This window comes from Desulfovibrio piger ATCC 29098 (assembly GCF_000156375.1).
Taxonomy (GTDB): Bacteria; Desulfobacterota; Desulfovibrionia; order Desulfovibrionales; family Desulfovibrionaceae; genus Desulfovibrio; species Desulfovibrio piger.
In genome coordinates this window covers 331,088-345,622 of sequence record NZ_DS996359.1, presented here as the reverse complement: position 1 = coordinate 345,622, position 14,535 = coordinate 331,088, and the positions used below count along the sequence as shown (strand labels likewise).

The window sequence follows — 14,535 nt, the reverse complement described above, 5'->3', positions numbered from 1 at the left end:
ACGAGGGGGAAGGAGGCCCTTTTGCCGCGCCAGCCCAAAGGGCCTCCTTCCCCCTCGTCACGATATCCGCCGCGCGCCACCCCGCCATGAAAAAAGCCGCCGTCCCGCAAGGGGACAGCGGCTTTTTCTCAACAGCGCAGGGCCGTTTTTTCAAAGAAAAATCGCTAATTCCAGAGGTTGCTGTACTTGACCGAGAGGCCGTCGGTGCGTTCCACCAGCCGGTTGACCAGGGCGTCGATCTCCTCGTAGGTCAGGGTGCCCACTTCGCGGGCCAGCAGATAGCCCAGGTAGCCTTCGCCCTGGGTGAAGGTCCAGCAGATGGAATACACGGAGCCCACGCCCGGACGGCCGGGGAATTCGGACTGCGTGCTCACCAGCAGGCGCATCTTGGGCATGTCCTTGTCCGTGAGGCTGAAGAGGTTGCTGCCGTTGAAGGCTTCCTTGAGGCGCATGCCCAGGCGGGCACCGATGCTGTCCGTCCCTTCCAGCTCCACCCAGACGGGCGTGCTGCGGGCGTCGACTTTGGCGGGTTTGTCAGCCTTGGGCGCTCCGGCCTGGGGGGTGGCCGCCTGGATCACGGGGGCCGTCAAGGCCAGCATCAGGATGCACAGGGCCAGCGTGGCGATCTTTTTCATGTCCGAGTCTCCTTGTTTCATGGCTGCCGGGGATGGCGGGCAGTCCCATCCCTCCATCTAAGCACGTTCCCGCCCAAAATCCAAGCGCCATCCCCCGGCACGGCTCCGGCTCCCGGCCTTGAAGGGCGCCGTCTTTGCCGTTATAGTAGTGTGTTGGGGTGCGTTCCGCCCACAGGCCCGCGCCCCCTGTTTCGAACATACGGCAAGAGCCTTCCCCATACACATTCTACCCTTTTGCGACACAAGGAGTCGTCATGCAACGCACCCTTATCGTCAATGCCCTGGCCTCCGAGGCCCCGCAGCGCCAGATCACCGTCTGCGGCTGGATCCGCACCCGCCGCGATGCCAAGGACTTCAGCTTCGTGGAGATCAACGACGGTTCCTGCCTGACCAACATGCAGTGCATCGTGGACGCGGGCACCGCCGCCCACGAAGGTCTGGGCGATGCCAACACCGGCGCTTCCGTGGCCGTCACCGGCGAGCTGGTGGCCTCTCCCGGCAAGGGCCAGAAGTGGGAAGTGCGTGCCGAGAGCATCCGTGTGTTCGGCCTGGCCGATCCCGAATCCTTCCCCCTGCAGAAAAAGCGCCACTCCGACGAGTTCCTGCGCGGCATCGCCCACCTGCGCATGCGCACCAACAAGTACGGCGCCGCCTTCCGCATCCGCTCCGAAGCGGCGCGCGCCGTGCATGACTACTTCCACAGCCAGCATTTTTCCTGGGTGCATACGCCCATCCTCACCGGCTCCGACTGCGAGGGCGCGGGCGAGATGTTCCGCGTGACCGCCCTGCCCGCCGGTGAAAAAGATCTTTCCAAGGACTTTTTCGGCCGCCAGGCCAACCTGACCGTGTCCGGCCAGCTGGAAGCCGAAGCCCTGGCCCTGGGCCTGGGCCGCGTCTACACCTTCGGCCCCACCTTCCGCGCCGAGAACTCCAACACCCCGCGCCACGCCGCCGAGTTTTGGATGATCGAGCCCGAGATGGCCTTTGCCGAACTGGAAGACATCATGGAACTGGGCGAAGGCCTGACCCGCCATGTGGTGGATCATGCCCTGACCCGCTGCGAGAGCGACCTCAAGCTCTTCGACAACTTCGTGGACAAGGGCCTCATCGACCGCCTGAAGGGCATGCTGGCCCAGCCCTTCGCCCGCGTCTCCTACCGGGATGCCATCCACATCCTGGAAGACAGCGGCAAGGAATTCACCTTCCCCGTGGCCTTCGGCGTGGACCTGCAGACCGAGCACGAGCGCTTCCTGGCCGAAGAACACTTCCGCCGTCCCGTCATCGTCTATGACTATCCCAAGGAGATCAAAGCCTTCTACATGCGCGGCAATGACGACGGCGAGACCGTGGCGGCCATGGACGTGCTGGTGCCCCGCATCGGCGAGCTCATCGGCGGTTCCCAGCGTGAAGAACGCCTGGACAAGCTGCTGGCCCGCATCGCCGAGATGGGCCAGAAGCCCGAGGACTACTGGTGGTATCTGGATCTGCGCCGCTTCGGCAGCGTGCCCCACGCCGGTTTCGGCATGGGCTTCGAACGCCTGCTGATGATGCTCACCGGCATCACCAACATCCGCGACGTCATCCCCTTCCCCCGCACTCCCGGCAGCCTGGAATTCTAGGCAAGGGCCACAACAAGGCAACACATAGCGACGGCCGGCATCCTGTAAAGGATGCCGGCCGTTTCTTTTTCAAGACAATGCCTGCCCTGCTGTTTTGGAGGGAAGGGAACCCCCTCATCTTTGCTGTCGATGCCCGTAACTTTCTGCGTCGCAACGGGTACAACCCTGCGGGCCGCCATCCTGTCACTGCTGGCGTAAGAGAGTTTTCCATTCCCCCATCTTCCCCAGCGCATTTTTTCAAATGGACGAGGAAGCATGGGGCAAGCATCCTTTGCCGGGCATGCGTAGCCGATGTGCTCTATTTATCGGGAATAAATCGTAACTTTCATAGCAGCACGCCCTAATAGAGCTGCCGGTCCGCCAGGCCCTTCCATTCCTCATACAGGGCCGCGCCTTCCGGCAGGGCCAGCCGCCGGATGTCGAGCCCGGGCAGGCTGACCTCTTCCACCACCGAAGGCGTGCAACCGAAGACCGTGCCCACCTCGCGCATGAAATCCTCGTCATCAAAGCCCGCCGCACGGGTCATGGCGTAATCGTTGCAGTAGTAGAGCGTGGAGACGCGCGACCAAAGGATGGCGCCGAGACACATCACGCAGGGAAAGCCCGTGGCATAGAGCGTATGACCGCGCAGATCCAGATGCCCCACCTTGCGCAGGGCGGCCACTTCCGCGTGCATGGTGCAATCCCGGCTGGCCAAGACCTCGTTGCAGGCCACGGACACCACCCGGCCCGCCGGATCGGTGATCAGGGCGCCGAACGGCCCGCCCTTGCCGGACAGCATTCCCTCACGGGCGGCTTCGATGGCGGCCAGCATGTGCCGGCGATGGAGTTCGTCAGCATCCAGTGACATCGTCGTGTCCTCCTTGTTCTGTTCCGCGTCGTCCTGCCTTTTCCTGAAGGCGGACACGCCTCAAAATCCTTTTTTCTGCGGGTGCCCGGAGGCCGTACGCCCGCCCATGCGGAACCCGTTCCCCATAGACGGTCCGGCAGCCTTCGCTCCGCATCAGTATCCACGGTGGAAAGCTTTTGTTCCTTCCCCCTTGGTCCTCCCGGGGGACCAACGCCAACGGCTGCCCGGGACGCTCCGCACCTTGTACAGAGACCAGGATAACAGTTTTGGGAAGGGAGAGGGGAGCACGAGGGGAGAGGGAGCACACTTTTCCAAAAGGGTGTCCCTCTCTCCTCGCCCGCCCAACATATCTCTTTACAGCCCCAGCTCGTCCAGGCGCTCGAACAGATCGGCCACCACGGCATTGGAGACCAGCAGGCCCTGCGGCGTGAGCGCCAGCCTGTCCCCGTCCAGGCGGGCCAGCCCGGCGGCGACCAGCTCACGGCACCAGCCGCCGTGGTCGGCCAGGAAATCCCGGCCGCTGAGGGACGTGTATTCCGCCAGTCCGAAACCCGCGCAGGTACGCAGGGAAAGCATGAGCCGCTCCTCCAGACGGATGCGCGGCGTGATGGCCTCGGCGTCATGGTCGGGGCGCCCGGCGTCGATGTCGGCCTGCCAGCGGGCCTGATCGGGCGTATCGGTCCAGCGGCGGCCCTCCAGGGTGGACGTGGCCGCCGGGCCCAGGCCCAGATAATCGGCCCCCGTCCAGTAGCCCATATTGTGGCGGCTGAAAAAGCCGGGGCGGGCGTAGTTGGAGATCTCGTACTGTTCCAGGCCGTGCGCGGCCAGCAGGCGGATGCCTTCCAGATACATGCGCTCCTGCTCGTCATCTTCGGGCAGGGAAAGGCGCCCGGCGCTCCAGTCGCGTTCCAGCGGCGTGCCCTCTTCCAGCGTCAGGCCATAGGCCGAGACATGCTCCGGCTCCAGGGCCAAGGCATCTTCCAGCGTGGACAGCCAGTGGGCCGCATCCTGTCCCGGCAGGCCCCACATGAGATCCAGCCCCAGATTGCGGCAGCCTGCGGCACGCAGATGCTCCACGGCCCGCAGCACGTCGGCGCGCCGGTGCGGCCGCCCCAGCAGGGAAAGGAAACGGTCGTCCATGCTCTGCACGCCCATGGAGATGCGGTTGATGCCCGCGGCCAGATAGCCGTCCACGGCCCGGCGGGCCAGCAGGGACTCGGGATTGGCCTCCATGCTGATCTCGGCCCCGGCAGCCAGATGGAAATGCCGGTCGATGCGCTCCAGCACGGCGGCCTGGAAATCGGGCGGCAGCAGGCTGGGCGTACCGCCGCCGAAAAAGACGCTCTCCACCGGCCGCCTGCCCAGGCGCGTGGCCCAAAGGTCCAGCTCGCGCAGCAGGTGATCACGATAGGCCGCCACCCGGGGCGAAGCGTCGGGCGAGGCGGGGCCCAGCGGCAGGGAATGGAAGGCGCAGTAGCGGCAGCGGGAGCGGCAGAACGGGACGTGGATGTAGACGAGCATGGCGGAAAGGGACGCGGATGCGGACGGATGACGGCTCAGGCCGGAGAGGACGGAGGCCCCGGGGCGGCAAAGCGCCTCGCGGCTTGGCAAAAACGACGGCACAGCGTATATTCTGCTCCTCGCGATGGCAATCCCCGCCGTCGCCGTCCCGCAACGCGGGACGCCCGTTCATCTCGATGCTTCGGAGAAATCTATGGACATCCGTTTTCAATGCCTCGGCCCCGACCAGTGGAAGGCCGAGATTCTCATAGTGCCTGTCTGCCAGGGCGAGAACATGCTGGAAGCCTGCCCCGCGCTGGACAATCTGGCTCCCTGGCTGGCCATCGCGCCCGCCATGCGCGACTTCCAGGGCAAGAAGGGCCAGCAGGCCCTGCTGCACGGCCATCCCGAACTGCGCGTGCCGCGCGTGCTGGCCATCGGCCTGGGCGCCCGTGAAGACCTGACCACGGACGACATCCGCACGGCCGTGGCCACCGGTGTGCAGCGTGCCCACGAACTGGGCCTGGAATCCATCCTGCTGCTGGAACCCCAGCTGGCCACCCTGCCCGGCGGCCGTGAGCGCCTGGTGGAAGAAAGCGTCTACGCCGCCTGCCTGGCCCTGTACAAATACGATCTCAAAAAGCCCGCCAAGGACGCCCCCGCGGCGCCCCAGTGGCTGGCCGTGGCCTTTGAGGGCGATTTCGTGCCCGACGGCGGCCAGCAGGCCGCCCGCCGTGGCGAACGCGCGGCCGAGGCCGTGTGCCTGGCCCGCCGTCTGGACAACACGCCGTCCAATCTCCTCTCCCCCGCCCTGCTGGCCGAAGAAGCCCAGAAACTGGCCGCCGATGCCGGTCTCAAATGCACCGTGCTGGACGAGAAGGACCTGGCTGAAGCCGGCATGAACTGCCTGCTGGCCGTGGGCCAGGGCTCGGCCCGTCCGCCGCGCCTCATCGTGCTGGAACACGCTCCCGAAGGCCATGAGCAGGAAAAACCCCTGGTGCTGGTGGGCAAGGGCATCACCTTCGATACCGGCGGCATCTGCCTCAAGCCCGCTGCCAACATGCACGCCATGAAGGGCGACATGAGCGGGGCCGCCGCCGTGCTGGCCACGCTGGTGGCCTGCGCCGGGGACGAGCTGCCCCGCCGCGTGGTGGGCATCATGGCCTGCGCCGAGAACATGCCCGGCGGCAACGCCATGCGCCCCGGTGACGTGGTGCGCGCCGCTTCCGGCGATACCGTGGAGATCCAGAACACCGACGCCGAAGGCCGTCTGGCCCTGTGCGACGCCCTGGACTATGCCCAGAAGCAGTGGACCCCCGCGGCCGTGGTGGACATCGCCACCCTGACCGGCGCCTGCGCCGTGGCCCTGGGCACGCAGGTGGCGGGCCTGTTCTGCGATGACGACGCCCTGGCCGAGCACATCCGTGCCGCCGGTGCCGTGGGCGGAGAGAATTACTGGCCCCTGCCCCTGTGGAAGGGCTACGAAGACAACCTCAAGAGCGAGGTGGCGGACATCTGCCACATGGGCCCGCGCGAAGGCGGGGCCATCCACGCGGCGCTCTTCCTCAAGCATTTCGTGCGCGAGGGCGTGCGCTGGGCGCATCTGGACATCGCCGGCGTGGACTGGGCAACCAAGAAGACGGCGCTCTGCCCCGTGGGCTCCACGGGCTTCGGCGCCCGCACCTTGCTGGAACTGGCGCGTGGAGGCGTATAAATGAAGGTCTATCTTATCGGAGCCGGTCCCGGCGATGCCGGGCTGCTGACCCTGAAGGGCCGTGACGCGCTGGCCTGCGCGGACGTGGTGGTCTATGACGCACTGGCCAACGATTCGCTGCTGGGCCATGCCCGCCCCGATGCGGAACGCATCTACGTGGGCAAGGTGGCGGGCAACCATGCCCTGCCCCAGCACGAGATCAACGCCCTGCTGGTGCGCAAGGCCAAGGAAGGCAAGGTGGTGGCCCGCCTCAAGGGCGGCGACCCCTACATCTTCGGCCGCGGCGGCGAAGAAGCCGAGGAACTGCTGGCCGCTGGCGTGCCCTTTGAGGAAGTGCCCGGCATCAGCAGCACCATCGCGGCCCCGGCCTATGCGGGCATCCCGCTGACCCACCGCAACTTCGCCTCGTCGGTGACCATCATCACCGGCCACGAGAACCCGGACAAGCCCGGTTCCGTGCACAACTGGAAGGCCCTGGCCGCCAGCGCCTCCACCCTGGTCTTCGTCATGGGCATGAAGAACCTGCCCGACATCGCCCGGCACCTGCTGGACGCGGGCATGGATCCCGACACCCCGGCCGCCCTGGTCTACCGCGGCACCACGCCCTACCAGCGCAGCCTGGTGGCCACCATCTCCACCCTGCCCCAGGCGGCCGTGGACAACAAATTCAGCAATCCTTCGGTCATCGTGGTGGGCAAGGTCTGCTCCCTGCACGACCAGCTGGGCTGGTTCGAACAGCGTCCGCTGTACGGCCGCAGCATCGTGGTCACCCGTGCCCGCGAGCAGGCCAGCGGCCTGGCCCAGAGCCTGACCGAGCTGGGCGCCAACGTCATCCAGTGCCCCACCATCGAGATCAGCCCCCTGGCCGATTACAGCGAGCTGGACGCCGCCGTGGCCCGTCTGGCCGAATACGGCTGGATCATCTTCACCTCGGTCAACGGCGTGCGCCACTTCTGGAAACGCCTGGCCGCCTGCGGCCGTGACAGCCGCGCCATCGGCCAGTGCAAGGTGGCGGCCATCGGCCCCGCCACGGCCGACGCCCTGCGCGAGCGCGGCATCGAGCCCGACTTCATCCCGGCCCGCTATGTGGCCGAGGGCGTGGTGGAAGGCCTGCTGGCCATGGGCCCCGTGTCCGGCGTCAAGATGCTCCTGCCCCGCGCCGCCAAGGCCCGCGAAGTGCTGCCCGACGAGCTGCGCAAGGCCGGGGCGCAGGTGGACGTCATCGCCGCCTACGAGACCGTGCCCGCCGCCGCCCGCAAGGACGAAGTGCTGGCAGCCATGCAGGACGGCACCCTGGACTGCGTGACCTTCGGTTCTTCCTCCACGGTGGAGAACTTCCTCTCCCTGATCCCGGCGGAAGAGCTGCGCGCCCATCCTGAAGTGAAGCTGGCCGCCATCGGTCCGGTCACGGCCAAGACCCTGGCCGACCACGGCCTGCCCTGCCACATCCAGCCCGAGGCCTACACCATCCCCGCGCTGGTGGAGGCCCTGAAAGCCCACTACAGCCCGCAGAGGTAAACCATGGCCCTGAAAATCGCCATCCTGGCTTCCGGCAGCGGTACCAACGCCCAGTCCATGATCGACAAGGCCGCCCAGGGCGTGCTGGACATCGACATCCGCCTCATCGCGGGCAACCGTCCCGGCGCCAAGGTCTTCGAACGCGCCGAAAAGGCCGGCATCCCGCATGTCTGCATCGACCACAAGGCCTTTGCCGACCGCGAGAGCTTCGACCGCGAGATGGTGGCCGCCATCAAGGCTTCCGGTGCGGAATATGTGGTGCTGGCGGGCTACATGCGCCTGCTGACCAGCACCTTCCTCCAGGCCTTCCCCGGCCGGGTCATCAACATCCACCCCGCCATCCTGCCCAGCTTCCCGGGCGCCCACGGCGGCCCCGATGCCCAGGCCTACGGCGTGAAGATCACGGGCTGCACCGTGCACTTCGTGGAAGAGCTGGTGGACAGCGGCCCGGTCATCATCCAGGCCGCCGTGCCGGCCAATGCCGGTGAGGAACTGGACGACCTCATGAACCGCATCCATCCGCTGGAACACCGCATCTACCCGCAGGCCCTGCAATGGCTGGCCGAAGGCCGCCTGCGCGTGGAAGGCCGCCAGGTCTTCCTGGCCCCGTCCGACCGCAAGACCGTGACGCCTGACGGTCCCTGGCTGGTCTGGCCGCCGCTGGAAGAAGGCTTCTAGCCATCCTGTCCATATCGGGGCGGGGAAAGGACGTACGTCCTTTCCCCGCCTTTTCTTTTCCCACCCCGGGCCACGGGCCCGTTTTTCCCGGGCAGGCACGCCCCGCCCGCAGCAAGGGAGCACGCATGAAACAGACCGCCGTCACTTTCCGCCAGGCCAAGGGACAACGCAAACTGGCCATGCTCACGGCCTATGACGCCACCATCGCCCGTCTCATGGACGACCATGTGGACGCCGTGCTGGTGGGGGATTCGCTGGGCATGATCATGCTGGGCCAGCCCGACACCCTGAGCGTGACCATGGACCAGATGATCCATCACTGCGCCGCCGTGTCCCGGGGCCTGACCAGGCCCCTGCTGGTCTGCGATATGCCCTTCATGTCCTACCATCTCTCGCCGCAGCAGGCCTGCGCCAATGCCGGGCGTCTGGTGCAGGAAGGCCGGGCCCAGGCCGTGAAGCTGGAAGGCGGCCGCCATTTCTGCCCGCAGGTGGAAGCCATCGTGCAGGCCTCCATCCCGGTCATGGGGCATCTGGGGCTCACGCCGCAATCCCTGCACAGCATGGGCGGCTACAAGGTACAGGGCCGGGGCCGGGAAGCCGCCCAGGCCCTGCTGGACGACGCCCGGGCCCTGGAGCGGGCGGGGGTCTTCGCCATCGTGCTGGAATGCGTTCCCGCGCCGCTGGCCGCGCTGGTCAGCCGCAGCGTCGGCGTGCCCACCATCGGCATCGGCGCCGGCCCGGACTGCGACGGCCAGGTGCTGGTCTGGCAGGACATGCTGGGCATGGTGGACGGTCTTTCGCCCAAATTCGTCAAACATTATGCCGAGCTGGGCACGGTCATGCGTCAGGCCTTCCAGACCTATGCCGAGGAGGTGCGCGCGGGGACCTTCCCGGCGGCGGAACATACCTACGCTATGGACGAAAATGATCTGGAAAAACTGTACTGAACAGCCGCACCGGTGGCTGTTCTCTGGGGGAGGGGGACCCCCTTTGGCTAGCGCGCAAAGAGGATTCCCCCTCCCCCAAGCCCCCACCCCCTCCTCAAACGCGCTTTGGCGGAAGGATGGGAAGCCGAGGCAAGACGACGGCTTTCCTTGTGGCGAAGGTCTCCCGGAGGACGAAGAAGACGCAGCTAGGATGGTATGTCCCCGCAGGCTCCTTGCCCATGGACACGGCTCCGGAACAACGAAAAAGCCCCGGCAATGCCGGGGCTTTTTTACGTCCGTATGGTCGGGGCTTCCCGCCGGCCAGCCTTTTCTGCGCCGCCGTCGCGGCCCTGTCCGGGAGCCTGTTGCGGCCGGAAGCGGCCATCACTGGGCAGCTCGCCTCCCCACCGGGAACGGCGCCCTGCTGTCCGGTCTAATAGCCGCAGGCCAGACCGTCGCCGCGCGGGTCCGTCCCGCCCTGGAGCACGCCGGTCTGCGGATCGATGCGAATGGCGCCCGCATGGCCCATGGTATCGGTATAATCCTCCACCCGGCGCACGGGGTGCCCGCGCCGGGCCAGCTCGTCGACCACGTCGGCGGGGATACGGCCTTCCAGCTTGAGGTCGTTGCTGGACTTGCCCCAGGTGCGGCCGTACAGCCAGCGGGGCGCGTCGATGGCCTCCTGCGGGGTCATGCCGTAATCCAGCACGCGGGTGGCGATGGCGGCCTGTGTCTGGGGCTGGCCCTCGCCGCCCATGGTGCCGTAGACCAGGAAGGGCTTACCATCCTTGAGCAGCATGGCCGGGTTCAGGGTGTGGAAGGTGCGCTTGCCGGGTTCGAGGCGGTTGACGTGCGCGGGATCGAGGGAGAAGAAGCTGCCCCGGTTCTGGAGCAGCACGCCCGTGCCCCGGGGCACGATGCCGGAACCGAAGTCATGGTAGATGCTCTGGATCAGGGAAACGGCATTGCCCTGACCATCCACCACGCCCAGCCAGATGGTGTCGCCCTTGGGATCCAGCGGCGCAAGGTTGGTGGCGGCCCTGTCCATGCGGATGCGGGCGGCCTGCCGCTTGCCGTGCCCGTCCGAGAGCAGGCGCTCCAGCGGGATGTCCACGAAGGCCGGGTCGGAAAGGTAGGTATCGCGGTCGAGGAAGGCCTCCTTGGTGGCCTCGATGATGAGATGGCAGTAGTCCGCGCTGCCTTCCCGTATCTGCGACAGGTCGAAATTGTTGAGGATGTTCAGGATCTCCAGCGAGGCCATGCCCTGGGTGTTGGGCGGCAGGTTCCAGGCCCGGCAGTCACGGTACGGCACGGAGATGGGCTCCACCCAGTCGGCCGTATGCCGGGCAAAGTCCCGTGCGGTGAGCAGACCGCCGTTCTCTTCCAGATCCGCCGCTATGGCCGCGGCGATGGAGCCCTTGTAGAACTCGTCCGCGCCCTTGTCCGCCAGCAGGGCCAGCGTGGCAGCCAGATCGGGCAGGCGCATGACCTCGCCCAGCCCGTACGGCTTGCCTTCCCTGAGATAGGTGGCCGCAAAGCCCGGATAGCGCTGCAGATCACGGAACTCCTGATCCGTGGGATCGGTGTCCACCTCGCTCCAGTAAGCCAGCGACGTGCTGACGGGAAAGCCCCGCTCGGCCAGCTCGCGCGCCGTGTCCAGCAGGGAGGCGAAGGAAAGCTGCGACCCCAGGGCCGACCGGCTGTACTTCCAGGCCTCGTCCCAGCCCGAGACCACGCCGGGCACGGTATTGGCGGCCAGATAGCCGCGCGCCGGGACCTTGCTCAGCCCCCGGCTGCGGTAAAAATCGATGCTGGCCTTTTCCCCGGCGCGGCCGCTGGCATTGAGGCCCTTCATCGTGCCCGTGCGGGCGTCATAGATGAGCCAGAAATTGTCGCCGCCCAGCGTGCACATCTGCGGATAGACCACGGCCAGGGTGGCGGCCGTGGCCACAGCCGCGTCGATGGCCGTGCCGCCGCGCCGCAGGATGTCCAGTCCGGCCTGGCTGGCCAGATAGTGCGGCGACGTGACCATGCCGTTGCAGCTCATGGGATTCTGTCTCTGGGAAGGTGTCATGGGCGCGCTCCCTTCCCTGCGTGCTGTCGTGGTGGCGGCAGCGCTGCTCCGCGCGGCCGGGATGGCCGCCAGCGAGGCCGCGGCCAGTGCCGAATACAGGAACTTTCGTCTTTCCATCGTGCATCCTCTGGTCTGCCCGACGCCCTTGCCAGATGGCGGCGTCCGGGATGCCGGGTATGATGCAGAAGGCATGCCGTAACGATTTTTCCTGTTATCCCAAGCTATTGATGAAACAGACAGCAGCAGGGGCCTGTTGTTTTTCGACCCGGATGTGGAAAACAGCATTTTCCCACATACCCTGCCGACGACGGCAGGGGTTCCATCAAAAAAATCATCCTGTACATACAGGAACTTATCAAAAATATTCCCAAATGTAGAAAAAATCAGGCCTGCTGCGCACCGCACGGCGGCAGGCCCCTGTCCCGCAGGCCTGCGGCGCCTTTCCTGGCCGCCGCAGCGGCATCTGCCAAATGGTCACTTTTTACCAACGGCCCGCCAGAGGCAACCATCCGCATGGCTTCAGGAAAAAGTCCTGTATCCTCGAAGTGTTCCATCCTCCAGCTGATGCGCCGGAGAAGGATGCGCTGGAAGCAGGAACGTCCCCCGCGCGCAGGCCAGCGCCCGAACGTTCCCGCAAGTCCCTGCCTGTGATGACGAAGGGGTACAGGCGGCGATAGCGGAGATGAAGGGCCCCTTCTCCCCCAAAAACATCGCGGACGGGCCTAGCCGGCCAGCTCCCGGCAGACCTTTTCCAGCCAGCGCACGCCGGGCCAGAGCACGGCTTCGTCGAAATCGAAGCCCGGCTGATGATGCCCGGCCGCCAGATCGGCCCCTAGGAAGGCATAGGCCGCCAGTCCGCCCTGTGCCTGCACGGCCCGCATCAGGGTCGTGGCGTCATCGCTGGCGCCCATGTCGCCCTGCTCACGGATCCGGGGCAGCGGGAAGCAGCCTCCGCCCCGGGCATCGGGCGGCAACTCCCGGGCACAGCGGGCCAGAAGAGCCGCGAAGGCCGCATCGCTCGCCGCCGAAGGCGCACCGCCCACCACGTCGAGCCGCCATTCCAGCCCGTGCATGACGGCCGCGCCCGCGATGACGTCCCGGGCACGGCGCAGCATGTCGTCATTGACCTCACTGTTGTTGCCGCGCGTCTCGCAGGCCATGAAGGCCGAGGCGGGCACGGTGTTGCGGCTGCTGCCGCCTTCCAGACGCCCCACGCAGATACGGCTGGTGCCGTGGCCATGACGCGGCAGGGCATGCAGGCCCAGCAGGGCCGATGCCGCGCCCTTGAGGGCATCCCGGCCCTGTTCGGGAGCCGCGCCCGCATGGGCCGCGCGGCCCGTGAAGCGGACATCGAATTTGCTGGTGGCCAGAAAGGCGCCCACACCGGTGACCAGATCGCCGCTGCGCGGGGCCCCCAGACCGATATGTACGGCCAGAAAATGCCGCGCCCCCGCCACATGGGAGACCATGGACGCCGCGCCGCGCACGCCTTCTTCGGCAGGCTGGAACAGCAGGCGCACACGCTGCCGCAGGGGGGCAGCGTCCGGCGCCGTCAGCTGGGCCGCCAGCCCCAGGCCCAAGGCCATATGGCCGTCATGGGCACAGGCATGGCACAGGCCCTCATGCCGCGAGACGAAGCCCTCGCGCACGGGCCGGTGGGAGGCCTCCTGCGCTTCCATGAGCGGCAGGGCGTCCATGTCGCAGCGCAGCACCAGCGCCAGCGGCGCGTCCGCCGGGCCCACATCGGCCACAAGGCCCGTGGTCCGGCCCATGCGCTCCAGCCAGTACGGTTCCAGCCCTTCCGCCAGCGCCCGCTGCCGGGCCCGGGCTTCGACCTCGGGCGCGGGCAGGCCCATGCGCGCGGCAGGGTCGATGACCTCCTGCCCCACGCGCGGGGCAAGGCCCATGTCCGCCAGCTGCCGGGCCACGAAACCCGTAGTCCAGAATTCCGTCCAGCCTTCTTCCGGGTGCCGGTGCAGCTCCCGCCGCCATTGGATGATCTTTTCCGCCGTCTCCATGTCACTGCCTGAAATCCACGGGCACGCGCACGCGCTGCCCGGCCTTGTTGGTGAAAAGCAACCAGCCGTGTTCCAGCCCGAACAGATAGAGCCGCCGCGTCAGGTCCACGTCCTTGCGGCAGTAGGCGGCGATGTCGTCCAGCCGCCCTTCCTGCCACCAGCGCAGGGCCTGCAGGCCGTCGGCGCTCTTGGGCTCGTCCAGGGTCGCCTGCCCCAGATTGTCCAGGGACACACGGTATTTGAGACTGTCCTGCACCCGGCGCAAGAGGTCAAGGCCCGGCAGGGCCCGCAGATCGAAGGGGGCAAAGGCTGAGAGCACCGCATAGTCGAAGCGGAAGGAATTGAAGCCCACCACCAGCTGCGCGGCCCGCATGCGGGCAAAGAGCTCCGGCAGGGCCTCCTGCGTATAGGTGAAGAAATCGTCGGCCCGGCTGTCATAGGCCACGGCGATGCTCACGCCCATGCGGTCGGCCCTGTTCCAGCCGCCCACCTCGGCGGCGCTGCGCCGGGTCTCCACATCGAAGACCAGATAATGTTCCGGCGGCCTGCCCACCGCCCCCACACCGGGCTCGGGGCGGACACGGGCCTTGCCCGCATCACCGGCAGCTGCGGCGGGTGCCGTGAGCTCCGGCCTTGGCATGGACGACAGGGTGGCTGCTGCCGTGGTCCCGCCGGTCTTCCGTCTTGCCGCCGGGGATGACGGGCGCGGGAGGACCTCCTGTTTGCCGGGAGGCTCCCCGGTCGCGGCGGACGGCCCATCCTGCGGGCTGCTGCCGGTCACGGAGACCTCTCCTCCGCTGCCTTCGAGACACGCTTCCCGCGAAGAGACGTCGTCCGTGGTCACAGTCCCGCCCTTCTTCACGTCTCCAGCGGCGCTTGTCCGGGCTCCTTGTCCGGACTGTCCCTCAGCTCCTACCGGGGCCGCGGCGGGCGCCTGTCCGGCCCAGGCCGCCATGATGGCCGCCATGTCCGGCACGGGCGGCGGCACCGGGGCCGCAGGCTC

General features: G+C 67.2%; 11 protein-coding genes. 5 read left to right on the top strand and 6 right to left on the bottom strand.

From position 1 onward, the window contains the following. Window positions 1-164: 164 nt before the first annotated feature. Complete coding sequence (locus tag DESPIG_RS08170) at window positions 165-635, bottom strand: hypothetical protein (protein ID WP_040369724.1); 471 nt, start codon at window positions 633-635, stop codon at window positions 165-167. Between the two features lie 254 nt (window positions 636-889). Here DESPIG_RS08170 and asnS point away from each other — a divergent pair, with 254 nt between their 5' ends. Continuing rightward, entirely contained in the window at window positions 890-2,254 is a 1,365-nt protein-coding gene (gene asnS, locus DESPIG_RS08165) for an asparagine--tRNA ligase (RefSeq protein ID WP_006007334.1), read from the top strand. Between the two features lie 340 nt (window positions 2,255-2,594). Here the strand turns inward: asnS and DESPIG_RS12890 are convergent, their stop codons facing one another. Both DESPIG_RS12890 and hemW read right to left on the bottom strand, forming a co-directional pair. Then, complete coding sequence (locus tag DESPIG_RS12890) at window positions 2,595-3,104, bottom strand: nucleoside deaminase (RefSeq protein ID WP_147589001.1); 510 nt, start codon at window positions 3,102-3,104, stop codon at window positions 2,595-2,597. Window positions 3,105-3,458: 354 nt separating this feature from the next. Continuing rightward, a complete protein-coding gene (gene hemW, locus DESPIG_RS08150; protein ID WP_246118342.1) occupies window positions 3,459-4,727 on the bottom strand; it encodes a radical SAM family heme chaperone HemW in 1,269 nt (422 codons plus the stop codon). Between the two features lie 91 nt (window positions 4,728-4,818). On the opposite strand from hemW, the gene DESPIG_RS08145 reads away from it, so the two are divergent. The 4 genes from DESPIG_RS08145 to panB all read left to right on the top strand — a co-directional run bounded on the left by DESPIG_RS08145 (window position 4,819) and on the right by panB (window position 9,461). Continuing rightward, complete coding sequence (locus tag DESPIG_RS08145) at window positions 4,819-6,318, top strand: leucyl aminopeptidase (RefSeq protein ID WP_040369722.1); 1,500 nt, start codon at window positions 4,819-4,821, stop codon at window positions 6,316-6,318. After that, window positions 6,319-7,836 carry a uroporphyrinogen-III C-methyltransferase gene (gene cobA / locus DESPIG_RS08140; protein WP_006007325.1) on the top strand — a complete coding sequence of 506 codons (1,518 nt, stop codon included), beginning with the start codon at window positions 6,319-6,321 and terminating at the stop codon, window positions 7,834-7,836. Between the two features lie 3 nt (window positions 7,837-7,839). Then, on the top strand, window positions 7,840-8,514 hold the full coding sequence (gene purN, locus DESPIG_RS08135) for a phosphoribosylglycinamide formyltransferase (protein WP_006007323.1): 675 nt from the start codon (window positions 7,840-7,842) through the stop codon (window positions 8,512-8,514). Between the two features lie 125 nt (window positions 8,515-8,639). Further along, window positions 8,640-9,461, top strand: coding sequence for a 3-methyl-2-oxobutanoate hydroxymethyltransferase (panB, locus tag DESPIG_RS08130; protein WP_006007315.1), 822 nt, complete (start codon window positions 8,640-8,642; stop codon window positions 9,459-9,461). Window positions 9,462-9,873: 412 nt separating this feature from the next. Here panB and ggt read toward each other — a convergent pair whose 3' ends face one another. The 3 genes from ggt to DESPIG_RS08115 all read right to left on the bottom strand — a co-directional run bounded on the left by ggt (window position 9,874) and on the right by DESPIG_RS08115 (window position 14,172). After that, window positions 9,874-11,631, bottom strand: a complete 1,758-nt coding sequence (gene ggt, locus DESPIG_RS08125; RefSeq protein ID WP_040369720.1) for a gamma-glutamyltransferase — start codon at window positions 11,629-11,631, stop codon at window positions 9,874-9,876. 605 nt (window positions 11,632-12,236) lie between these two features. Beyond that, the gene (locus DESPIG_RS08120) at window positions 12,237-13,532 is read right to left on the bottom strand and encodes an amidohydrolase (RefSeq protein ID WP_006007307.1); all 1,296 of its coding nucleotides are present in this window, start codon (window positions 13,530-13,532) and stop codon (window positions 12,237-12,239) included. A 1-nt stretch (window position 13,533) separates the two neighbouring features. Next, window positions 13,534-14,172, bottom strand: coding sequence for a ribonuclease H-like domain-containing protein (locus DESPIG_RS08115; RefSeq protein ID WP_040369718.1), 639 nt, complete (start codon window positions 14,170-14,172; stop codon window positions 13,534-13,536). Window positions 14,173-14,535: the final 363 nt, after the last annotated feature.